Origin of the sequence: Acrocarpospora macrocephala, assembly GCF_009687865.1 — a bacterium.
Classification (GTDB): domain Bacteria; phylum Actinomycetota; class Actinomycetes; order Streptosporangiales; family Streptosporangiaceae; genus Acrocarpospora; species Acrocarpospora macrocephala.
Window position 1 is genome coordinate 141,808 of record NZ_BLAE01000009.1, and the last position, 21,061, is coordinate 162,868.

Here is a 21,061-nt window from a genome sequence, read left to right on the forward strand (position 1 = left end):
ATCGTAATGTGATGCTTACTCGGCCTTTGTGACAGCTCTCAGGTTTCGTACGGCAGGGGTCGCGAGCAGCACGACAATGCCCAGCAACCCCGTCGCGCAGCCGAGCAGCAGCACGTTGTCGGCGCCCACCCGCGCCCCCACCACCGGCGCCAGCGCCTGCCCGATCGGAATGCTCAGCACCGAACCCGCCACCTCGTAGGCGGTGATCCGGTTGAGCACCTCCCCCGGCACCTGCGTCTGCACGCTGGTCGCCCACATCACCGACCAGAACGCCCAGGCCGCCCCGGCCAGGATCATCGCCGACACGATGTACGGCAATGGCAGCCGCAACGCGATGACCAGCGGCATCGCCATGAACGCGATCATCCCGACAGCCCCGGAGAACAGCGGCCTGGACGGGCGGTACCGCATGGCGATCAGGCCGCCGAGGATGCTGCCGACGCCTTCCCCGGTGACCCCGATCACGAACGCGCTCTCGCCGAGACTCTTGGTGACCAGTTCCGCGCCGAGGGGCCAGCTCGGGCCGAACAGCGTGATGCCGTACACCGACCAGACCAGGATCACCGACCACATCCAGGTGCGGGAGCGGAACTCTCGCCAGCCCTCGCGCAGGTCCTTGATCAGTTTGCTGCCGGTGATGGGCGCCAGGCGCACGCGCAGGGCGAGCAGGCAGGCCGCGCTGATCGCGAAGGTGCCCGCGTTCACCGCGTACACGACCCCGGCGCCGCCGAGCAGCACGATCGCGCCCGCCAGGCCGGGGCCGACCAGGCGGGCGATGGCGTCGGCCACCCGCAGGATCGCGTTGGCCCGCTGCGGGTCGTCGGCGATCTGCGGGATCATGCTGTTCACGCCGGGTTGGAACAAGGCGGCGCCGAGGCCGCTGAGCGCGGACATGACGATCAGCAGCCACAGCGCGGGACGTCCGGCGAAGAAGGCGAACGCGATGACGAGGTGGGTGACGACCCGCAGCAGGTCGGCGCCGATCATCATCTTCCTGGCGGTGAACCAGTCGGCGAACACGCCACCGAACAGGACGAGTCCCCCGAAAGCGGCCATCCACGCGGCGAGCACGACGCCCACCCCGACCGGGCCGTAGAGCCGTAAAACGCCGAGCGTCACGGCGATGGGCAACATCGCGTCGCCCATGAGCGCGACCGACCGCGCCACGAAATAGAGAGAAAAATCCCGCGACCACAGCGCACGACGCGCTACGACAACCGTCACCCCGGCCCGCCCCGAATACCCGAAATACAGGAAAGGTTCTTTATGATTCCCTACGTCGGGGCAGGTTGGCTAGCTGATTATCCGGAGGCGAGCTGGCGACTGCGGTCCCTGGCCGCCTCGATGGCGTCCAGGAACGCGGCCCGCACCCGATGCCGCTCCAGCTCGGCGATCGCCGAAATCGTCGTGCCACCCGGGGACGTGACGGCCTCGCGCAGGATCACCGGATGCTCCCCGGAATCCCTGAGCATGATCGCCGCACCCACGATCGACTGGGTCACCATGTCGAGCGCGGCCGCGCGCGGCATCCCGAGCAGGATGCCCGCGTCCACCATCGCCTCGACCAGATAGAAGAAGTAGGCGGGCCCGCTGCCGGACAGCGCGGTCGCCGCGTCCTGCTGGGACTCCGGGATGCGCAACACCTTGCCCACCGGGCTCAGCAGCGCCTCGGTCTGCTTCATGTGCTCCTCGGCCGCGTGCGCGCCCGCCGAGATCACGCTCATCGCCTCGTCCACCAGCACCGGCGTGTTGGACATCACCCGGACCACCGGCACGGACGCGCCCAGGCGGGACTCCACGAACGCGGTGGTGATGCCCGCCGCCACCGAGATGACCAGCCGATCGGCGGGCACGTAGGGGGCGATCTCGGCGAGCAGGGTGGCCATGTCCTGCGGTTTGACCGCCAGGATCAGGGTGTCGGCCGTCTTGGCGGCCTCGGCGTTGCTGACCACCCGCACGCCGTACCGCTCCTGCAGGGCCTCGCCGCGGTCCCGGCGGCGGGCGGTGGCCATGATCTCGTTAGGCCGCCGCCCGGCGCGGACGAGACCGGACAGCAGGGCCTCGCCCATCTTTCCGGTTCCGAGAATCGCGATCATGCCGTACACCTCGCTGTTAGGGGACGGCGGCAGTTTACGGCGTCCTGCGGCGCAGGGTGGCCGCGCCCAAGCCGAGCGCGAGCAGGATCGATCCGACGACCACGATCACGTCGCGCCAGAAGTCGCCGTTCAGGTCCGCGCCCATGACCGCCAGTTTCATGGCCTCGATCGCGTACGACATGGGCAGCACGTTGGAGATCCACTCCAGCACGGTGGCCATCTGGTCGCGCGGGACCAGGATGCCGCCGAGCAGGATCTGCGGGATCATGACCACCGGCATGAACTGCACGGCCTGGAATTCGGTCCGGGCGAACGCGCTGCACAGCAGGCCGAGCGCGGTGCCCAGCAGCGCGTTGAGCAGCGCCACCAGGATCAGCGGCCAGAGCGCCCCGGCCAGCTCCATGCCCAGCCAGGTGAGCGAGACCGACAGCGCCAGCGCCACCTGCAGGCAGGCCATGACACCGAACGCCAGGCCGTAGCCGAGCAGCAGGTCGAGCTGCTTGAGCGGGGAGGCCATCAACCGTTCCAGCGTGCCCGACGTGCGCTCCCTGAGCGTGCTGATGGAGGTGACCAGGAACATCACCAGGAAGGGAAACACGCACAGCAGCACGGGCGCCCAGGCCGCGAACGACCGCTCGTCGTCCATCACGTAGTAGAGCAGCACCATGACCAGTGTCGGCACCAGCACCATCAGCGCCACCGTGCGGCGGTCGTTGCGGAGCTGGCTCATGATCCGGCGGGCGGTGGCCAGGGTGATCGTCGCGTTCATGCCGCCAGCCTCTCCTCGATCAGGCGCAGGAACGCCTCTTCCAGATCCGTCGTCCTGGTCCGGTCGCGCAGAGCCTCCGGGCTGTCGTCGGCGAGGATCTCCCCGTCGCGGAGGATGAGCAGCCGCTGGCAGCGGGCCGCCTCGTCCATCACATGGCTGGACACGACCAGGGTGACGCCCCGGTCGGCCAGGCCCTGGAACAGCGTCCACAGCTCCTTGCGGAGCACCGGGTCGAGGCCGACGGTCGGCTCGTCGAGGAGCAGCAGTTCCGGGCTGCCGAGCAGGGAGACCGCCAGGCTGGCCCGGCTGAGCTGCCCGCCGGAGAGCGTGCCGCCGAGCTGGCGGCGCTGCCCGGTGAGGCCGACCTCCGCCAGCACCCGATCCACGTCGTTCCTGGGCGCGCCGAGCACGGCGGCGAAGTAGCGCAGGTTCTCCTGCACCGACAGGTCCCGATATATGGCGGGATTCTGGGTGGAGTAGCCGATCGTGCGGCGCAGGTTCGGGCTTCCGGCGGGCTCGCCGAGCACGGTGACCTCGCCCCCGGCGACGACCTGCACGCCGACGATCGACCGGATCAGCGTCGTCTTGCCGCAACCGCTCGGGCCGAGCAGGCCGGTCACCTGGCCGCGCGGCACCTCGAACGAAACCCCGTGCAGCACCTCGTGGCCGCCTCGGGTAACCCGCAGATCTCGTACGGAGATCGCCGGCTGAGCTAAATTCATCATGCGGTGAATTTAACTCTGGGCTATACCAGAGTCAATGGTTTTATGAACCCGCGCCGGGACTCGGCCGTCATAGGGACATGAGACGGATCTGGCTGATCGCGCTCCTGCTTACGGCGGTCGCGTGTGGAGAGGGGACCTCTGTGACCACTGGCCAACCGGTCAACCCGGAACAGCCGGTCAGCACGCCGGCGAGTTCGGGCGTCCCGAGCACCGGCCCTTCCATGGCCGTCGCCGTGGGGAACACCATCAACCCCCGCAAGATCCCGTGGACCGAGGTCAAGCCCGTGGCCGACGGCCTGGAGATCTTCTGGTGGTCGGGCGTGGAACCCTGCAACAGCCTTGACCGTGTGGACGTGACGTATTCCGCCACCGAGGTGACCGTCACACTGTGGGAAGGCACCACCGACAAGGATGCGATCTGCATCGAGATCGCCATCGAGAAGAAGACGATCGTCAAGCTCTCCGAACCGGTCGGCGACCGGAAGATCGTGGACGGTGCGAAATGACCATTCGACGGGCAGCCGTGGCTCTCGCCGCGGCGCTCACGCTGAGCGTGGGCGCGGGGGCTCTCCCGGCCCAGGCCGTGGTGGCCGACCCCATCGTGAAGCCGCAGCGGGGGACGATCAACCCGCACAAGATCAAGTGGACGTCGGCGAAGCCGTACAAGAAAGGCAAGTACCTCAAGGTGACCTGGTGGTCCGGGCCGCAGCAGTGCTACGCGCTGGACCACGTCAAGGTCAAGGAGACGCGCAAGAAAGTCACCGTCACCCTGTATGAAGGCTCGGTGAAGGACAACGGCTTCTGCATCGCGATCGCGGTCAAGAAGACCACACTGGTCAAGCTCAAGGCTCCGCTGGGCAAGCGCAAGGTGGTCGACGGCGCCAAATGATGTTGGGGACGGCCCGCGCTGATACCGGCGCGGGCCGTCGGCATGTGCGGGTTTGGGAACTTTTCGCGCGGCTCAAGGGTTGAGCGCATTAGACTCAAGCTGTTTGACAGCCCCGCGCTTGACAAGGGCGGGAAGCCCATCCCAATATTGAGTCTGTCTGACTCAACTTTGACTACAAGGACGTACTCATGGCACGTGCGGTAGGTATCGACCTGGGGACGACCAACTCCGTCGTCTCGATCCTTGAGGGCGGTGAGCCCACCGTCATCGCGAACGCCCAAGGCTCGCGGACCACGCCGTCCGTGGTGGCCTTCGCCAAGAACGGTGAAGTGCTGGTCGGCGAGGTGGCCAAACGCCAGGCCGTGACCAACGTCGACCGGACCATCCGGTCGGTCAAGCGCGAGATCGGCACCAACTGGTCGGTCGAGATCGACGGCAAGAAGTTCACACCCCAGCAGATCAGCGCCTTCGTGCTGCAGAAGCTCAAGCAGGACGCGGAGGCCTACCTGGGCGAGAAGATCACCGACGCGGTGATCACCGTCCCGGCCTACTTCAACGACGCGCAGCGCCAGGCCACCAAGGAAGCCGGCACCATCGCGGGCCTCAACGTCCTGCGCATCATCAACGAGCCTACCTCGGCCGCTCTGGCCTACGGGCTCGACAAGGACCAGGACCAGACCATCCTCGTCTTCGACCTCGGCGGCGGCACCTTCGACGTGTCCCTGCTGGACGTCGGCTCCGAGGACGGGCACGGCTTCGTCGAGGTCAAGGCCACCTCGGGTGACAACCACCTGGGCGGCGACGACTGGGACCAGCGGGTCGTGGACGAGCTGGTGACCCGGTTCAAGAACGCGCACGGCGTGGACCTGTCCAAGGACAAGATGGCCACCCAGCGGCTCCGCGAGGCGGCCGAGAAGGCCAAGATCGAGCTTTCCTCGCAGACCGAGACCTCGATCAACCTGCCCTACATCACCGCCTCGGCCGAGGGTCCGCTGCACCTCGAGGAGAAGCTGACCCGCGCCGAGTTCCAGCGCATCACCGCCGACCTGCTCGAGCGCTGCAAGGGCCCGTTCCACCAGGTCATCAAGGACGCCGGGATCAAGGTCGCCGACATCGCCCACGTGGTGCTGGTCGGCGGTTCCACCCGGATGCCGGCCGTCAGCGACCTGGTCAAGGAGCTGACCGGCGGCAAGGAGCCCAACAAGGGCGTCAACCCGGACGAGGTCGTCGCGATCGGCGCCGCGCTCCAGGCCGGCGTGCTCAAGGGCGAGGTCAAGGACGTCCTGCTGCTGGACGTGACCCCGCTGTCGCTGGGCATCGAGACCAAGGGCGGCATCTTCACCAAGATCATCGAGCGGAACACCACGATCCCGACCAAGCGCTCGGAGGTGTTCACCACCGCCGAGGACAACCAGCCGTCCGTGCAGATCCAGGTCTACCAGGGCGAGCGCGAGATCGCGGCGTACAACAAGAAGCTGGCCACCTTCGAGCTGACCGGCATCGCCCCGGCGCCGCGCGGCATCCCGCAGATCGAGGTCACCTTCGACATCGACGCCAACGGCATCGTCAACGTCGGCGCCAAGGACCTGGGCACCGGCAAGGAGCAGACGATGACCATCACCGGCGGCTCCGCGCTGGCCAAGGACGACATCGACCGCATGATGCGGGAGGCGGAGTCCTACGCCGAGGAGGACAAGAACCGCCGGGAGGAGGCCGAGGTCCGCAACAACGCCGACTCGCTGGCCTACCAGACCGACAAGTTCCTCCGGGAGAACGACGACAAGGTCCCGGCCGACATCAAGACCGAGGTCAACGACGCGCTGGCCGAGCTGAAGAAGACCCTGGAGGGCACCGACACGCCCGCCATCCGGGCCGCCGCGGAGAAGCTGGCCACGGTCAGCCAGAAGATGGGCTCGGCGATCTACGCCCAGTCCGCCGCCGCGTCCGGCGCCGAGGGCGGCAACCCGGGGGGCAACCCCGGCGGTGAGCAGCAGGCCAAGGCCGACGAGGATGTCGTGGACGCCGAGATCGTCGACGACGAACCGAAGCGGGAGGGCGGCGCCAAGTGACACCGCGCGAGAACGGTTCCGAGCAGGAGCCGGTGATCCGCGACAACCGCAAGATCGACCCGGAGACCCTGGAGGCGCGGGAGACCGCGCCCGAGGAGACCTCCCCCGCCGACACCGCCGCGCTTGGCGGAGTGGCCGCGGAGATGCTCGCGGAACGCACGGCCGACCTGCAGCGGCTGCAGGCCGAATACGCCAACTATCGCAAGCGCGTCGAGCGGGACAGGACCGTCGTCCGGGAGCACGCGGTGGCCAGCGCGCTGACCGAGCTGCTGCCGGTGCTCGACGACATCGGCCGGGCCCGCGACCACGGCGAGCTCACCGGCGGTTTCGCCAAGGTGAGCGAGTCGCTGGAGGCCGCCGTCGGCAAGCTGGGCCTGACCACCTTCGGTGTGAAGGGCGACCCGTTCGACCCGACCGTGCACGAGGCGCTGATCCACAGCTACTCCCCCGAGGTGACCGAGCCGACCTGCGTGGAGATCCTCCAGCCCGGATACCGGATCGGCGAGCGGATCCTGCGCCCCGCGCGGGTGGCCGTGGCCGAGCCGGAGGAGGGCGGCGAGGTCACCACCCCGCCGGCCGCCGCGGACGTGCCGGCGGACGAGGTCGTCACCGGTGGAGACCTGCTCGACGACGAGCCGGAAAAAGACTGAAATTCCCCGGGAGCCCCCTCCCGCACGCCGGGAGGGGACCCGATCACATATGCGGCAGCACAACCGGAGGAAGCGGTAGATGAGCACCAAGGACTACCTGGAGAAGGACTACTACGCCGTCCTTGGTGTGCCCAAGACCGCGACCCCCGACGACATCAAGAAGGCCTACCGCAAGCTCGCCCGGCAGTATCACCCGGACGCGAACAAGGGCAACACCGAGACCGAGGAGAAGTTCAAGGAGGTCTCCGAGGCCTACGACGTGCTGTCGGACACCAAACGCCGCAAGGAGTATGACGAGGCCCGCACGCTGTTCGGCTCCGGCCTGGGCGGCTTCGCCCGCAACCAGGGCGGCGGCCGGGGCGGCTTCGACTTCGGCGACCTGTTCGGGGGCAGCGGCCAGCAGGGCGCGGGCGACCGCATCGGCGACCTGTTCGGCGGCATCTTCAACCGGGGCGGCAGCCAGCGCCCCAGCTCGGCCGGCCGGGCCAGGCGCGGCCAGGACATCGAGTCCGAGGTGACGCTGTCGTTCGCCGAGGCGGTGGACGGCGCGACCGTCTCGCTCCGCCTGACCAGCTCCTCGGCCTGCGCGGCCTGCGCGGGCACGGGGGCCAAGGCGGGCACCACGCCGCGGGTCTGCCCGACCTGCGAGGGCACCGGGGCGGCCAGCCGCAACCTGGGCAACTTCGCCTTCTCCGAGCCGTGCCGCGACTGCCGCGGCCGGGGCCTGCTGGTGGACGACCCGTGCCCGGTCTGCGATGGCAGCGGGCGGGGCAAGAGCACCAGGAACATCCAGGCCCGGGTGCCCGCCGGGGTGAGCGACGGCCAGCGGATCAAGCTCAAGGCCAAGGGCGCGCCCGGCGAGAACGGCGGCCCCGCCGGAGACCTCTACGTGGTGGTGCACGTGCAGCCGCACCCGGTGTTCGGCCGCAGCGGCGAGAACCTGACCGTGTCGGTCCCGGTGACGTTCCCGGAGGCCGCGCTGGGCGCCGAGATCAAGGTCCCGACGCTGCGCGGCATGCCGGTCACGCTCCGCATCCCGGAGAGCACGCCGAACGGCCGCACCTTCCGGGTCCGCGGCCGCGGCGCGGCCCGCAAGGACGGCACCAAGGGCGACCTGCTCGTCTCCGTCCAGGTGACCGTGCCGGAGCACCTGAACGACAAGGCCAGGGCGGCGCTGGAGGAATTCCGCGACGCGACCGAGGGTGCGGACCTACGCGAGGAACTGATCAAGCAGGCCAGAAGCGAGTAGCCGATGGACGCCAATTTCTTCGACCTGTCCGATGAAACGCCCGTCTACGTGATCTCGGTGGCGGCCCAGCTGTCGGGTCTGCACCCGCAGACGCTCCGGCAGTATGACCGCCTCGGGCTGGTCAGCCCCGGCCGCACGGCCGGGCGTGGCCGCCTCTACTCGACCCGGGACATCATCCTGCTGCGCGAGGTGCAGCGCCTCTCCCAGGAGGAGGGCATCAACCTCGCCGGGATCAAGCGGATCCTGGAGCTCGAAACCGAGAACCTGCGCCAGCGGGACGAGCTGTCCCGGCTGCGCAGCGAGCTCACGATGATCAGGGCGCTGATCCGCTACCAGCTTCCCCCCGCCTAACTTCTCTCTTTTCTTGTACTGGGGGCCCACGAAAATGGACTACAAGCTCACACAGAAGAGTCAGGAAGCCCTCGCGGGGGCGATGCGCCGCGCGGCGGCGGAGGGAAATCCCGAAATTTCGCCCGCGCACTTGCTGACCACGTTACTGGCGCAGACCGGGGGCACGGCTGTGCCGCTGCTTGAGGCCGTGGGCGCGGACTGGAAGGTGTTGCGCACCCAGGCCGAGCACCTGCTGGCCGGGCTGCCGAAGGCGCAGGGGGCGACGGTGGCGGCGCCCGCCACTTCGCGGCAGCTGCTGACGGTGCTCAACACGGCCGCGCAGCGGGCCAAGCAGCTGGAGGACGACTACGTGTCGACCGAGCACCTGCTGGTCGGCCTGGCCACCGACGGCGGAGCGGTCGCCGACCTGCTGAAGGCCCAGGGCGCCACGTCGAGCGCGCTGCTCGACGCGTTCGAGAAGGTGCGCGGCCACGCCCGGGTGACCAGCGAGACCCCCGAGGACACCTACCAGGCCCTGGAGAAGTACGGCGTCGATCTGACCGAGCGGGCCAGGAACGGCAAGCTCGACCCGGTGATCGGCCGGGACGCCGAGATCCGCCGGGTGGTGCAGGTGCTCAGCCGCCGTACCAAGAACAACCCGGTGCTGATCGGCGAGCCGGGGGTGGGCAAGACCGCCGTGGTGGAGGGCCTGGCGCAGCGGATGGTCGCGGGCGACGTGCCGGAGAGCCTGCGCAACAAGCGCCTGGTCTCGCTGGACCTGGGCGCGATGGTGGCGGGCGCCAAATACCGGGGCGAGTTCGAGGAGCGGCTGAAGGCCGTGCTGAACGAGATCAAGGAGAGCGACGGACAGATCGTCACGTTCATCGACGAGCTGCACACCATGGTCGGGGCGGGCGCGGCCGAGGGCGCGATGGACGCGGGCAACATGCTCAAGCCGATGCTGGCCCGCGGCGAGCTGCGCATGATCGGCGCGACCACCCTGGACGAATACCGCGAGCGCATCGAGAAGGATCCGGCGCTGGAGCGGCGGTTCCAGCAGGTCTACGTGGGCGAGCCCAGCGCGGAGGACACGATCGCCATCCTGCGCGGGCTGAAGGGCCGCTACGAGGCCCACCACCAGGTGCAGATCTCCGACGGGGCGCTGGTCGCCGCCGCCACCCTCTCCGACCGCTACATCACCGCGCGCTTCCTGCCGGACAAGGCCATCGACCTGGTGGACGAGGCGGCCAGCCGGCTGCGCATGGAGATCGACTCCCGGCCGGTCGAGATCGACGCGCTCCAGCGCGTGGTGGACCGGATGAAGATGGAAGAGCTCGCTCTCGCCAAGGAGACCGACGAGGCCAGCCTGCAGCGCCTGGAGAAGTTGCGCGAGGAGCTGGCCAACCGGCAGGAGGACCTGAACGGCCTGGTCGGCCGGTGGGAGCAGGAGAAGGCCGGGCTCAACCGGGTCGGCGACCTGAAGAAGCAGCTCGACGACAGCCGCAGCACGGCCGAGCGGGCCCAGCGGGACGGCAAGTTCGAGGAAGCCGCCCGGCTCATGTACGGCGAGGTGCCCCGGCTGGAGAAAGAGCTGGCCGAGGCCACCCACGCGGCGCAGCGCGAGCAGACCATGGTCAAGGAGGAGGTCGGCCCCGACGACATCGCCGAGGTCATCTCCGCCTGGACCGGCATCCCCGCCGGACGGCTGCTGGAGGGCGAGACCGCCAAGCTGCTCCGGATGGAGGAGGAGCTGGGCAAGCGCCTGATCGGCCAGCGCGCCGCCGTCCAGGCCGTCTCCGACGCGGTACGGCGAGCCAGGGCCGGCGTCTCCGACCCCGACCGGCCGACCGGCTCGTTCCTGTTCCTCGGCCCGACCGGCGTCGGCAAGACCGAGCTGGCCAAGGCGCTGGCCGACTTCCTGTTCGACGACGAGCGGGCGATGACCCGCATCGACATGAGCGAGTACAGCGAGAAGCACAGCGTGGCCCGGCTGGTCGGGGCGCCGCCCGGATATGTCGGGTATGAGGAGGGCGGGCAGCTGACCGAGGCGGTGCGGCGGCGGCCGTACACGGTGGTGCTGCTGGATGAGGTGGAGAAGGCGCATCCGGAGGTCTTCGACATCCTGCTGCAGGTGCTCGACGACGGGCGGCTGACCGACGGGCAGGGGCGCACGGTCGACTTCCGGAACACCATCCTCATCCTGACCTCGAACATCGGGTCGCAGTTCCTGGTTGATCCGCAGCTGGAGAACGGGGCCAAGCGGGAAGCCGTGATGGGGGCCGTGCGGACCGCGTTCAAGCCGGAGTTCCTGAACCGGCTCGACGACGTGATCCTGTTCGACGCGCTGGGGTCCGAGGAGCTGTCCCAGATCGTGGATCTGCAGGTGGAGCACCTGGCCCGGCGGCTGGCCGCCCGGCGGCTGACGCTGACGGTGACCGCGGCCGCGCGGGACTGGCTCTCACTGACCGGCTACGACCCGATGTACGGCGCGCGCCCGCTCCGGCGTTTGGTGCAGTCGGCCATCGGCGACCAGCTGGCCAAGGAGCTGCTTGCTGGGCAGGTCAGGGATGGCGAGGAGGTCATCGTCGACCTGGACGAAGGCGCGGACAGCCTGGTGGTCCGACCCGCAAGATCGGCCGCGCCGGTGCCCGAAGACGCAGGCGCTCCGGGGGATCGGCCATGAATACAGCCGCGTAAGGTTCTTGCCACGCTTGGGGCAAGCGGGCCTCTCCCCCTGGGACTGCGGGCTACGTTCGGCGCTTGTCGGACTACCGTAAGCGAACAGGGGGACATGCGTGTCACGCAACATCGGGCGGTGCGCTGCCGTGCTGGCGGCGGTCACCGTCGTGGGAGTCGCCTGGGCCGCCCAAGCCCAGGCTCAGGTTCGGGTTCATCCGGGGGCGGCCGACATGTGCGCCCGGGCGGCCGTGGTCGGGCTCGCCAACAAGGCCGCCAACAAGGTCACGGCGACGACCGGAGCGGTGGCCGGGCGGAACGGCCGGGCCGCCGTCGGCACGGCGCTGGTGGCCGTGGGCCGCACCGGCGTGTTCACCGTGCTGCCGTGCGACGTGGATCCACGGGCGGGCTACCGGCTGGCCGCCCTCGCCGGGCTGCCGGGCCTGTCGGCGGCGTCGGGGGTGCTCAGCGTGGCCGACGCGGCGGGCGTGGCGGCCGGTTCCGGCCGGGTCGCGCTGCCGGGGCTGGAGGGGAAGCCAGGTCTGCCGGACGTGCCGGGGCTGCGGGACGCGAGCTCGCTGGTCACGCTGCCCGAGCTGCCGGGCGTGCCGCCGCTCCCGGGGAAGCCGAAGTCGCCCGCGCCCAACCTGGTGCTCGCCAAGACCATGCCCAGCGAGCTGAGCGGGGTGGCCGCCGGGATCCCGGCCACGTCCGGGCTGCCGGAGGCTCCCGCTGTTCCGGCGGTTCCCGCCGTACCCGACGACGAGCTGCTGCCCGCGGCGTCGCTGCTGCCGAAGGCCCTGCCGGACGCCCCCGGCACGGTCACCAAGATCGCCAAGAGCCTGCTGGGCGACACCCTGGTTCCCTGAGCCGCCACCAGGGACCACGAGAAGGGGCCGCGCACCCGCGCGGCCCCTTCTTTCGCGTTAGCGGGAGACGTCGAGCAGGGCGTCGAGGTCGTCCTCGGGGAGGCCGAGGTCGATGCGGATGCGGTAGCGGGTGCGGAGCAGGGCCTCGCGGAGCAGGCCGGGCGGGCAGGCGTCCACGCCGTCGGTGGCCCATTCGTGCGCGCCGTTCAGGTCACCGTACGCGGCGAGGGTCTCGGCGATGGTGAGGGCGGTCGCGGGGGTCCAGCCGGCCGTTCTGATAGTGGCGATCATGTCGACCGCCTCGTCGGGGCGTTCCAGTTCGAAGAGGGTGTCGGCGATGCCCGCGCGCGGGTCCACCGGCGCCTCACCGCCGTCGTCGGCCGCCTGCTGGAACCGGTCGAGCGCGGCCGCCGGTTGGCCCGACTGCCGCCATTCCTCCGCCGCCAGGACGAGGATCGCCGCCCTCGATACCTCGCCGGTCTCGTACGACTGGGCGAGCACGTCCAGCTGACGGGCGAGGGCACCGTGGTCGTCGAGAAGGAGTGCCTGTTCGAGCAGACGATCAAGCTGCTCCCGCGTCACATGTGCCACAGGGATGAGGCTATCTAGAGAGGGGGGTCTTTGACTGGACAACGGCAGGCATTCGTCTGTCCACGATTGGTCCAGGATCAGTTCAGCCGCGTCTGCTGGTGAGCCGGACGGGCATATTTCCCTCGCCTGAGGTGCGTCGAGGGCGAGGGGGCTGCGGTGGCGAAATCCAAGCAGACGACCTTTACGCTCCTGTGTGCGGCCGTGCTGTCCGTGGCACTGCCGGGGTTCGCGGGGTACGCTTCCGCAAAGTTCGAGGCCTATGACCAGACGAAGAGGGAACTGGCCCGGTTGCGCGCCCAGCTCGACGAGCCCACCATCCAGGGGCCGAGGATTCAAGGACCACGAATTCACAAGCCGGGCGTGGCGAGACCCACGAACTCCCCGGAACCATCCGATCCCGCCATCGCGGGATATTTCATGGGCGTTCCCGGAGTTGCCGGGAGAGATAGCTGCGGATCAGCTCTTTGGCCTGAGCGATGATCTCGGGGGCGCCGTTGGGGTCGCGGCGGAACGCGAGCTTCAGCACCGCGTCCCCCGCTTCCACGGCGACCAGGACCGCCAGGTCGATGCGCTCGCTGTCGGCCATGCCGTACTCCTCGAGGAGCATGCCGCGCAGGCGTCCGGCGATCACCGTGTTGCTGTCGGAGACCGAGTCGAGCAGGTTGAGGTCGACCGCGTCGCTGAAGTGCAGGGAGCGGAAGCCGGGCACGGTTCGGTGCATGTCGACGTACTCGTCGATGATGGTGTCGACCGCGCCCCACCATCCGTCGAAATCTTCTGACATGAACCGGCGCCCGACCCGGGACACGAACAGTTCCACGTTGCGCCGGGTCAGGGCCTGGCTGATCGCGCGTTTGTCGGGGAAGAACTGGTAGACCGAGCCGATCGCGACCCCGGCGCGTTCGGCGATGCGGGTGGTCGACAACGATTCGTAGCCGACTTCGTCCAGGAGTGAGGCGCACGCGTCGAGCATGCGCTCGACGCGTCGCGCGCTGCGGCGCTGCGTGGGCCGACGGCGTAACGAGGAGGGTTCGAAGTCGTCGAAGTCGTCAAGTGGCTGGCTGGACACTCCCCCATTTTGCCCGTTCTTCCGAGCATGGGTCAGGTCTTTATTGGCTAGTTCCCCATTTCACGTACTGCTTTACAAGCCCGGGAAACGCCCGTTGCGGAACAGGTCCACGAAAAGCTGGTGATCCTGGCGGGCTCGCGCGCCGTAGGCGTGGGCGAAATCCACGAGCATCGCGACGAACCCGTCGTGGTCGCCGTTGACCACGCCCGCGATCGCCTCCTCGGTGGAGAAGTCGACCAGGTCGTGGCTGGACTCGTCGTCGGCGACCGAGTGCATGCGCGCGACCGCCCGCCCGAGGTCGCGCACCACCGACGACAGGTCTCCCGGCTCGTTGACGTCGCTCCAGTCCAGATCCGCCGAGTACGGCGACACCTCCGCGACCAGCTGTCCGACCCCGTTGAGCACCGTGTAGCCGAGCCACGGATCGGCGTAGGCCTGCAACGCCCGCTGCGACTCCGCCGTGCGATGCCCCTGATGCCGGAAATATCCGTGCACCTTCTCGTCGGTGATGTAGCGCGCCACCGCCGGGACCTGCGCCTGCTTCATGTACAGGATCACGTCGTTCTCCAGCGCCTGCGTGTGCCCTTCGAGCAGCAGGTTGTAGGACGGCAGCCCCGCCGACCCGATCCCGATGCCCTTGCGCAGCGCCACATCCTTGATCACGTGCTCGACCGGGTTGAGCGGCGCGGGCAACGTGCCCAGATAGTCCTGGAACGCCTCGATCACCGTGCCCTGGGTGATCGCGTCCACCGGCAGCCGGCTCTCGGTGATCGTGAACCGGCGCTCGAAGTTGTCGATCGTGGTCTCCAGGTCGAGCATCGACACCCGGGTGTTCAGCCGCGCGGTCTGCAGCACCCGGTGCAGCACTCCGGCGGTGGTGTCCAGCGTGAGCGACCCGATCGCGTCGTCCCCGCCGTGCGCGATCCCGAGCAGTTCCCCCAGGTAGGAATGCGCGAAATCCCCCACCAACCTGGTGATCACCTCATCGGAGAGCGCCTTGGCGTACCCGATCAAGGCGACACTCGCCACGAACCTCTTCAAATCCCAGGTGTACGGCCCGACATACGCCTCGTCGAAGTCGTTGACGTTGAAGACCAGCACCCCGGAGGCGTTCATGTACGTGCCGAAGTTCTCGGCGTGCAGGTCGCCGTGGATCCAGACGCGGCGGGTGAGATCGTCGAGATAGGAGTCGTCGGCCAGTTCAGCGGACAGATCCGCGTAGAACAGGCACGCGCTGCCGCGATAGAACGCGAACGGCGTGGCCGCCATCTTCCGGAACTTCCGCTGGAAAGCCGCTGGTTCCCGGGCGATCGAGTCTCCGAACTCGGCCAGGAGAACGTCGAGAATGTACTGAGACCGCTGCGTCATGAGTGGACGTTAATGCCGCAGCCGCGTCTTGCACCATGACAGGTCGGGGAAATTCTGGTGACTCCAGTTAGGACGGTTTCGCTGTCAGGCCCGTACAGCCGCGTAGAGCCCGCCAGTTCGCGGTCGCCTGCTTGCCCGCGGACCCGGTGACCGGCACGGGCACCCCGCCGTTGATCCGCGCGGGAGTCCACTGATCTTTCAGCACCCGGCGGCCGTTGATGGTCAGGGTGAGCACCCCGGTCTGCCCGGTTTCCGGCCCCCAGTTGTAGAAGACGAAGTTGCCGAGCCCGTAGCTCACATAGCTCTTGTCGAGGTAGCCGGCGCCCAGCAGGATGTGCGCGTGCCCGCCCACGATCACGTCGGCGCCCGCCTCGACCAGCTTCGGAGCCAGCGCGCGCTGCGCGTCGTTGGGGCATTTCTGCAGTTCGGTCCCCCAGTGCAGGTGCACGATCACGGTGTCGGAGTTCTTGCGCGCGTTCCGGACCGCCTGTAAGAGCCGCCCCTCCTCCTTAGCCGACGCGAGCCCGCCCTTCGTGCTGGTGGCCGTCCAGGCCGAGATGAACTCGGCGTCCAGCACCTGCGTCGCCCCGATGATCGCGACCCGGTTCCCGTTCACCGTGGTCCGCCACGGCCGGTACGCCTCCGCCGCGTTCTTGCCGATCCCCACGATCGGATACTTGGTGCGCTTGATCGCCGCCAGCGAATCCTGCAACCCGGTGTCCATGTAGTCCATGCCGTGGTTGTTCGCCATCGAGGCGACATCCACCCCGGCCGCCTTCAGCGCCGTGAACGCGCTGGGCGGTGTCCGGAACGTGTACTGCTTGCCGGGCGCGGGCGTGCCGCCCGTGGTCACCGCCGTCTCCAGGTTGACCATGGCCAGGTCGGCCCGCCTGAGCACCTTCGCGATCGGCCCGAGCGCGGTCCGCGGATTGGCATTGAGCCGGGTCCGCAGCACCCCCTCGAAGTGCACGTCCCCCCCGAACGCGATCGTGTACGGCTGGCGCACCGGTTTCGGCGGCACCGTGGCCGTGGCCTCGGGCTCATCCACCGACTTGGAGACCGGCTCCCCCTCGGCCGCACTGCATCCCATCGCAAGCACGGCAAAGACGAGGACGGCCACCAAATAGCTCTTCACGCCCCTGAGCATGCCATCTCGGACGGCCTCCCAGGCAGTTCCCCGCGCCACACTGGAAATATTCCTTTACTTGAATGATTCAGCTCAGTGTCATGATTCCGCAAAAAGGCCTGCGTCCCCTCCCGGGGACGCGGGCCCTTCATACGTAAGGGCCCTCACGGGCCCTCAGAAATCGAACTCTCCATCCTTGATCCCGGCGGACAGGGCCCGCCAATCTTCCACAGTCACGACGAGAGTCGCCCCGCTCCGGTCGTTACTGTCCCTGATACCCACGTGCGTGAGACCCAGCTGGGCCACCTCAACGCAGTTCCCATTGGCGCTGTGGCGACTCTTACGCCAGTCGGCCTTGGACAGGTCGGAATCCAGCACTGCCCACCCCTTTTCGTCGAAGCTACCATAAGGATAAAGGCGTACGAGAAATCCCACAAGGTTACAAACCTTACCTAAATACCATTAATCGCGTTCCCGAGCGCGCTCGGCCTCCCCATGGTGTATAAACATGATCGTCACAAGAATGATCTAGTAAAAGTCGGCATATCAGGACAGACCGGCTTGATTTCTTGGCAGGAGTGGGGCCGGTCCTGGTGGTCATCTGAGACGGCTCCGGTGCAAGCGCATCGGGGCCGTTTGCTGCTACAAGTCGAATTCAGAGCCCTTCACGCCCTGGACGAACGCGGTCCATTCCCCGGGAGTGAAAACCAGAGTGCTCCCGTCCCGGTCCTTGCTGTCCCGGACCGCGACGTGCCCGCCGTCCAGCCGGGCGACCTCCACACAGTTCCCGTTAGAGCTCCACGAGCTCTTCTTCCACACCACATCGTTCGTGCTCATACGTGCTATATCCATCTCCGCGCCTTCGCCGGCCCTAGGCCTGCCAGTACGCCATCGTGTCCCGGATGAGACGCCGCGAGGTGGGCTCGCTGAGAGCCACCTTCATGAGGTAATCGAAGGCTCGTTCGTACAGAAAGACAGCTGTCGCGTCTTCGAGGAAACGGGTGCCCGTGAGATCTTCCAGGCACGCCGTGTCAGGGAAGTCGCGAAACTTGAAGTGGACAAAAGGACCTGTGGTCATCGGCAACTGAGTCGACTGGGTGATGATCCGCATCTCCACGTTCTCCCGGTCGGCGACCTCGTCCAGATGCTGGAGTTGCCTCCGCATCACGGCCTTGTCGCCCACCATGCGCTGGAGCACGGACCCATCGAAGATGGCCATCAGGTTCAGGGGTTCCTCGGCGTAAAGCACTCGGTGCTGGCGCTGCAGGCGCGCCTCGACCCGGCTGTGCAGAAACGCCGGCGGAATCTGATTGATCGGCTGGATCACGTTCCCCAGCAGCGCCCGGGCGTAGTCCTCGGTCTGGAGGAGGCCGGGCACCACGTGGGGTTCCCAGTTGCGCATCTCAATTGCTTCTGCCTCAAGCCCTATATATGCGATCAAGCCCTGGTCAAGGGCAGCGCCATGTTTCTCCCACCAGCCTTTTTGGGCGGCGTCCTTACGGATTTTGAGTACATCCCCTAAGACCACGCCATCCACCCCGTACAGGTTGAGCAGGGCGGTGATGTCGTCCTCACTGGGGAGTGTCCTGGCGGTCTCGATACGACTCACCTTCGCGGCGGACCAGCCCAGCTGCCGGGCCGCTTCTTCACCGGTGAACCTGGTGGTTTCGCGGAGTCGGCGTAACTCTTGACCGAGCCGTCGGCGGCGCGGCGTGGGTGCTTCGACGTCTGCCATCCCCACCACCGTCCCCTACTGCTCGCGCCAGGCTGGAGGGCTCCTATCGGAGGAGCCCTCCCTGCATCGTATGCAAATTGCATACGTTCTTGCACTGTATTCCTCGGGATTTGTTTCGTCATGTCTTGCAGTGGAATCTGTTCTGAGCGACCATCGAAACAGGAAGGAACATCGAAGATCACCGAGCCTGCCGATGATCGTCCGGCCTGGGCTCCGCTATCCGGCAAAGGCGCCGTTCCCCAACCCCGTAGATGTCCTTGCGACGAAGCAAGGAAAAGGCCGGGTCGAAGGCTGCCACCGACGACCCGGCCTGAGAGCTCCAGTCGAAGCCACCGAAAAGGAGTCTCCTATGCACTTCCACGGTACCAATGCCCTCTTGCTATGCAAGGCCCAGCTCATACTGCTTCTTGACGGTGCGGACCGGCGGCTCTGCGCGGACCAGGACCGCTGGGCTTACGAGCTGGAATGGACCATAACGCGGGCCGGCTTCGGCGCCCGGCAGTACCGCGACCCCCGCTTCGACCTCGTGCAGGAAGTAGAAGAGGCCGGCCGAATGGCCCTCATGAGCTGAGCCGTTTCCGCGCCTCCCCGCTGGAAAGGGTTCAGAAGGGCGCCTTGGCGGTCCGCGGGGGCGTCAGGGCGCCAGGAGGCCCCAGAACAGAGCTATATTCGGTTCTGGGGCTTCCGCCATTCCCCTCAGGAGCGCACATGAGCATCGTTTATCGAACCTGTCCGCTCTGCGAGGCCGTGTGCGGCCTGAAGATCACCCTCGACGACGCCGGACATGTCACCGATGTGCGCGGCGACCGGGAGGACCCCTTCAGCCGGGGATTCATCTGCCCTAAAGGCGCCTCGCTCGGCCGCCTCGACGAGGACCCCGACCGCCTGCGCGCCCCGCTCGTCCGGGACGGCGACCAGTGGCGCGAGGTCTCCTGGCCGGCGGCGTTCGCCGCCGTCGAACGCGGCCTGGCCGCCGTGCCCGGCCCTGCCCGGGCCATCTACCTGGGCAATCCGAGCGCGCACACGATGGCCGGCGCGCTGTACGGCTCGGCGGTCGCCCGCAGCCTCGGCACCCGCGCCGTCTTCTCCGCCAGCACCGCCGACCAGATGCCCAAGCACGTCTCCTGCGGCCTGATGTTCGGCAACCCGCTGGCCATCCCGGTGCCCGACCTGGACCGCACCGCCTACCTGCTCATGCTTGGCGCCAACCCGCTGGAGTCCAACGGCTCGCTCTGCACCGCGCCCGACTTCCCCGGCCGCCTGAAGGCGATCAGGAAGCGCGGCGGACGCCTGGTCGTCGTCGACCCGCGCCGGACCCGCACCGCCGACCTGGCCGACGAGCACGTCTTCGTGCGGCCCGGCACGGATGCGTACCTGCTGGCGGGCATCGCCCACACGCTGTTCGCCGAGGGTCTGGTCACGGTGGACACGCCGGTCAGCGGCCTGGCCGAGGTGGAGGCCGCGCTCCGGGACTTCCCCGCCGAGCTCGCCGCGCGGGCGTGCGGGGTGCCCGCCGCCGTGATCGTACGGCTGGCGCGTGAGCTCGCCGCCGCTCCGAGTGCCGCCGTGTATGCCCGCCTTGGCACCTGTACGGCCGAATTCGGGACGATCACCCAGTGGCTGGTGGACGTGCTCAACGTGCTGACCGGCAATCTGGATCGGCCTGGTGGGGCCATGTTCGCTCGGCCGGCTACCGAACGGGGCGCGCGGCGCAAGCCGTACCGGACGGGGCGGTGGCACAGCAGGGTGCGCGGGCTGCCGGAGGCCAACGGCGAGTTGCCGGTGGCGACGCTGGCCGATGAGATCGAGACGCCCGGTGAGGGGCAGGTCAGGGCGCTGATCACGATTGCCGGGAATCCGGTGCTTTCGGCGCCCAACGGGGCTCGGCTGGATCGGGCGTTCCGGGGGCTTGAGTTCATGGTGAGCGTGGATCCGTACCTGAACGAGACCACGCGGCACGCGCATGTGATCCTGCCGCCGCCGCGGATTCTCAACTCCGGGCATTTCGACTTCGCGCTGCTGGGGTTCGCGGTGCGCAACTACGTCAGGTATTCGCCTCCGGCGCTGCCGCTGGACGGCGCGCCGCCGGAGACCGAGATCCTGGCCCGGCTGGCGATGATCGCGTCCGGGCAGGGCGCGGACGCGGATCCGGCGCTGCTGGACGAGCTCATCCTGACCGGCTTGCTCGGCGACTCCCCGGAACGGCGCGCCGCGCTGGACGGCTCTTCGGGGGCCGAACTGCGGCTGGACGCGATGTTGCGGCTGGGCCCGTACGGCGAGTGGTCCGGCGGCGGTGACCTGTCCTTGCGCAAGCTCCGCGAGCACCCGCACGGGATCGATCTCGGCCCGCTGGAGCCCCGGCTTCCGGGCAATCTGGCGACGGCTTCCGGCCTGATCGAGCTGGCCCCGGAGGGGATCATGGCCGATCTGGTACGGCTCCGCGCGCGGCTTTCTGCGGAAATACCGGAATTTTTGCTGATTGGGCGGCGGCATCTGCGGTCGAACAACAGCTGGCTGCACAACGTGGGGCCGCTGGTGGGCGGGAGCAATCAGTGCACGTTGCAGATCAATCCGGTGGATGTGGCGCGGCTGGGGCTTGGGCGGGAGGCGGTGGTGCGGTCGGCGAAGGGCGAGCTGACCGTGCCGCTGGAGCCGACTGACACGATCATGCCGGGGGTGGTGAGCCTGCCGCACGGCTGGGGGCACGAGGGCAGCGCGCAGGCGGTCGCGGCCAAGAACGCGGGGGTGAGCGTCAACGTGCTCACCGACGAGGATGTGATCGACCCGTTGTCCGGGAATGCCGTGTTCAACGGGGTTCCGGTGAGCTTGGCGATACGATGATCTTGCCAA

20 protein-coding genes and 1 pseudogene are annotated in these 21,061 nt (G+C 68.2%); 10 read left to right on the top strand and 11 right to left on the bottom strand.

All coding sequences use genetic code 11. The features are described from left to right. Positions 1–15: 15 nt before the first annotated feature. The 4 genes from Amac_RS08905 to Amac_RS08920 form a co-directional block, all read right to left on the bottom strand. Positions 16–1,224 (bottom strand): MFS transporter, encoded by a 1,209-nt coding sequence (locus Amac_RS08905; protein WP_246268172.1) that lies wholly within the window; start codon positions 1,222–1,224, stop codon positions 16–18. A gap of 77 nt (positions 1,225–1,301) precedes the next feature. Then, complete coding sequence (proC, locus tag Amac_RS08910; RefSeq protein WP_174900148.1) at positions 1,302–2,096, bottom strand: pyrroline-5-carboxylate reductase; 795 nt, start codon at positions 2,094–2,096, stop codon at positions 1,302–1,304. A 34-nt stretch (positions 2,097–2,130) separates the two neighbouring features. Beyond that, positions 2,131–2,865 (bottom strand): ABC transporter permease, encoded by a 735-nt coding sequence (locus Amac_RS08915; protein WP_155353841.1) that lies wholly within the window; start codon positions 2,863–2,865, stop codon positions 2,131–2,133. Continuing rightward, entirely contained in the window at positions 2,862–3,590 is a 729-nt protein-coding gene (locus tag Amac_RS08920) for an ABC transporter ATP-binding protein (protein ID WP_218040949.1), read from the bottom strand. Before Amac_RS08920 ends, Amac_RS08915 begins: the two co-directional genes overlap by 4 nt. A 140-nt stretch (positions 3,591–3,730) precedes the next feature. On the opposite strand from Amac_RS08920, the gene Amac_RS08925 reads away from it, so the two are divergent. From Amac_RS08925 to Amac_RS08960, 8 genes and pseudogenes are all read left to right on the top strand, one after another. Continuing rightward, the gene (locus Amac_RS08925) at positions 3,731–4,096 is read left to right on the top strand and encodes a hypothetical protein (RefSeq protein ID WP_246268174.1); all 366 of its coding nucleotides are present in this window, start codon (positions 3,731–3,733) and stop codon (positions 4,094–4,096) included. Then, positions 4,093–4,479 (top strand): hypothetical protein, encoded by a 387-nt coding sequence (locus tag Amac_RS08930; protein WP_155353843.1) that lies wholly within the window; start codon positions 4,093–4,095, stop codon positions 4,477–4,479. Before Amac_RS08925 ends, Amac_RS08930 begins: the two co-directional genes overlap by 4 nt. A 188-nt stretch (positions 4,480–4,667) precedes the next feature. After that, positions 4,668–6,548 carry a molecular chaperone DnaK gene (gene dnaK / locus Amac_RS08935; protein ID WP_155353844.1) on the top strand — a complete coding sequence of 627 codons (1,881 nt, stop codon included), beginning with the start codon at positions 4,668–4,670 and terminating at the stop codon, positions 6,546–6,548. Then, positions 6,545–7,198, top strand: a complete 654-nt coding sequence (gene grpE / locus Amac_RS08940) for a nucleotide exchange factor GrpE (RefSeq protein ID WP_155353845.1) — start codon at positions 6,545–6,547, stop codon at positions 7,196–7,198. Before dnaK ends, grpE begins: the two co-directional genes overlap by 4 nt. A 79-nt stretch (positions 7,199–7,277) precedes the next feature. Beyond that, positions 7,278–8,447, top strand: coding sequence for a molecular chaperone DnaJ (dnaJ, locus tag Amac_RS08945; RefSeq protein ID WP_155353846.1), 1,170 nt, complete (start codon positions 7,278–7,280; stop codon positions 8,445–8,447). Between the two features lie 3 nt (positions 8,448–8,450). Then, positions 8,451–8,709: pseudogene (locus Amac_RS08950) on the top strand (heat shock protein transcriptional repressor HspR); the annotation flags it as partial. A 123-nt stretch (positions 8,710–8,832) separates the two neighbouring features. Next, positions 8,833–11,460: an ATP-dependent chaperone ClpB gene (clpB, locus tag Amac_RS08955; protein ID WP_155353847.1), complete on the top strand. Its 2,628-nt coding sequence runs from the start codon at positions 8,833–8,835 to the stop codon at positions 11,458–11,460. 112 nt (positions 11,461–11,572) lie between these two features. Continuing rightward, positions 11,573–12,322 (top strand): hypothetical protein, encoded by a 750-nt coding sequence (locus tag Amac_RS08960; protein WP_155353848.1) that lies wholly within the window; start codon positions 11,573–11,575, stop codon positions 12,320–12,322. A 57-nt stretch (positions 12,323–12,379) separates the two neighbouring features. On the opposite strand, the gene Amac_RS08965 is transcribed toward Amac_RS08960, so the two are convergent. The 7 genes from Amac_RS08965 to Amac_RS08995 form a co-directional block, all read right to left on the bottom strand. Then, a complete protein-coding gene (locus Amac_RS08965) occupies positions 12,380–12,913 on the bottom strand; it encodes a YfgM family protein (protein WP_246268176.1) in 534 nt (177 codons plus the stop codon). Positions 12,914–13,328: 415 nt separating this feature from the next. Continuing rightward, on the bottom strand, positions 13,329–13,886 hold the full coding sequence (locus Amac_RS08970; protein ID WP_155353918.1) for a TetR/AcrR family transcriptional regulator: 558 nt from the start codon (positions 13,884–13,886) through the stop codon (positions 13,329–13,331). Between the two features lie 168 nt (positions 13,887–14,054). Beyond that, positions 14,055–15,350: a DUF2252 domain-containing protein gene (locus Amac_RS08975; protein WP_155353849.1), complete on the bottom strand. Its 1,296-nt coding sequence runs from the start codon at positions 15,348–15,350 to the stop codon at positions 14,055–14,057. A 67-nt stretch (positions 15,351–15,417) separates the two neighbouring features. After that, the gene (locus tag Amac_RS08980) at positions 15,418–16,440 is read right to left on the bottom strand and encodes a CapA family protein (RefSeq protein ID WP_373869811.1); all 1,023 of its coding nucleotides are present in this window, start codon (positions 16,438–16,440) and stop codon (positions 15,418–15,420) included. Between the two features lie 210 nt (positions 16,441–16,650). Then, positions 16,651–16,911 (bottom strand): DUF397 domain-containing protein, encoded by a 261-nt coding sequence (locus Amac_RS57215; protein WP_307729712.1) that lies wholly within the window; start codon positions 16,909–16,911, stop codon positions 16,651–16,653. A gap of 207 nt (positions 16,912–17,118) precedes the next feature. Further along, positions 17,119–17,313 (bottom strand): DUF397 domain-containing protein, encoded by a 195-nt coding sequence (locus Amac_RS08990; RefSeq protein WP_155353851.1) that lies wholly within the window; start codon positions 17,311–17,313, stop codon positions 17,119–17,121. Positions 17,314–17,347: 34 nt separating this feature from the next. Continuing rightward, entirely contained in the window at positions 17,348–18,211 is an 864-nt protein-coding gene (locus tag Amac_RS08995; RefSeq protein WP_155353852.1) for a helix-turn-helix domain-containing protein, read from the bottom strand. Positions 18,212–18,560: 349 nt separating this feature from the next. On the opposite strand from Amac_RS08995, the gene Amac_RS09000 reads away from it, so the two are divergent. Together Amac_RS09000 and Amac_RS09005 are read left to right on the top strand one after the other, a co-directional pair. Continuing rightward, positions 18,561–18,782, top strand: a complete 222-nt coding sequence (locus Amac_RS09000) for a hypothetical protein (protein ID WP_155353853.1) — start codon at positions 18,561–18,563, stop codon at positions 18,780–18,782. Positions 18,783–18,919: 137 nt separating this feature from the next. Further along, positions 18,920–21,052 (top strand): molybdopterin-dependent oxidoreductase, encoded by a 2,133-nt coding sequence (locus Amac_RS09005; RefSeq protein WP_155353854.1) that lies wholly within the window; start codon positions 18,920–18,922, stop codon positions 21,050–21,052. The last annotated feature ends 9 nt before the right edge of the window (positions 21,053–21,061 follow it).

Excerpts from the sequence above, each read along its gene's own strand:
- Amac_RS08970 (WP_155353918.1), bottom strand. The coding sequence starts at position 13,886 with ATGCTCGACGCGTGCGCCTCACTCCTGGACGAAGTCGGCTACGAATCG.
- Amac_RS08990 (WP_155353851.1), bottom strand. The coding sequence starts at position 17,313 with ATGAGCACGAACGATGTGGTGTGGAAGAAGAGCTCGTGGAGCTCTAAC.
- dnaJ (WP_155353846.1), top strand. The coding sequence starts at position 7,278 with ATGAGCACCAAGGACTACCTGGAGAAGGACTACTACGCCGTCCTTGGT.
- proC (WP_174900148.1), bottom strand. The coding sequence starts at position 2,096 with ATGATCGCGATTCTCGGAACCGGAAAGATGGGCGAGGCCCTGCTGTCC.
- Amac_RS09005 (WP_155353854.1), top strand. The coding sequence starts at position 18,920 with ATGAGCATCGTTTATCGAACCTGTCCGCTCTGCGAGGCCGTGTGCGGC.
- Amac_RS08930 (WP_155353843.1), top strand. The coding sequence starts at position 4,093 with ATGACCATTCGACGGGCAGCCGTGGCTCTCGCCGCGGCGCTCACGCTG.
- Amac_RS08975 (WP_155353849.1), bottom strand. The coding sequence starts at position 15,350 with ATGACGCAGCGGTCTCAGTACATTCTCGACGTTCTCCTGGCCGAGTTC.
- Amac_RS08920 (WP_218040949.1), bottom strand. The coding sequence starts at position 3,590 with ATGATGAATTTAGCTCAGCCGGCGATCTCCGTACGAGATCTGCGGGTT.
- clpB (WP_155353847.1), top strand. The coding sequence starts at position 8,833 with ATGGACTACAAGCTCACACAGAAGAGTCAGGAAGCCCTCGCGGGGGCG.
- Amac_RS09000 (WP_155353853.1), top strand. The coding sequence starts at position 18,561 with ATGCACTTCCACGGTACCAATGCCCTCTTGCTATGCAAGGCCCAGCTC.
- Amac_RS08995 (WP_155353852.1), bottom strand. The coding sequence starts at position 18,211 with ATGGCAGACGTCGAAGCACCCACGCCGCGCCGCCGACGGCTCGGTCAA.
- dnaK (WP_155353844.1), top strand. The coding sequence starts at position 4,668 with ATGGCACGTGCGGTAGGTATCGACCTGGGGACGACCAACTCCGTCGTC.
- Amac_RS08980 (WP_373869811.1), bottom strand. The coding sequence starts at position 16,440 with ATGGGATGCAGTGCGGCCGAGGGGGAGCCGGTCTCCAAGTCGGTGGAT.
- Amac_RS08915 (WP_155353841.1), bottom strand. The coding sequence starts at position 2,865 with ATGAACGCGACGATCACCCTGGCCACCGCCCGCCGGATCATGAGCCAG.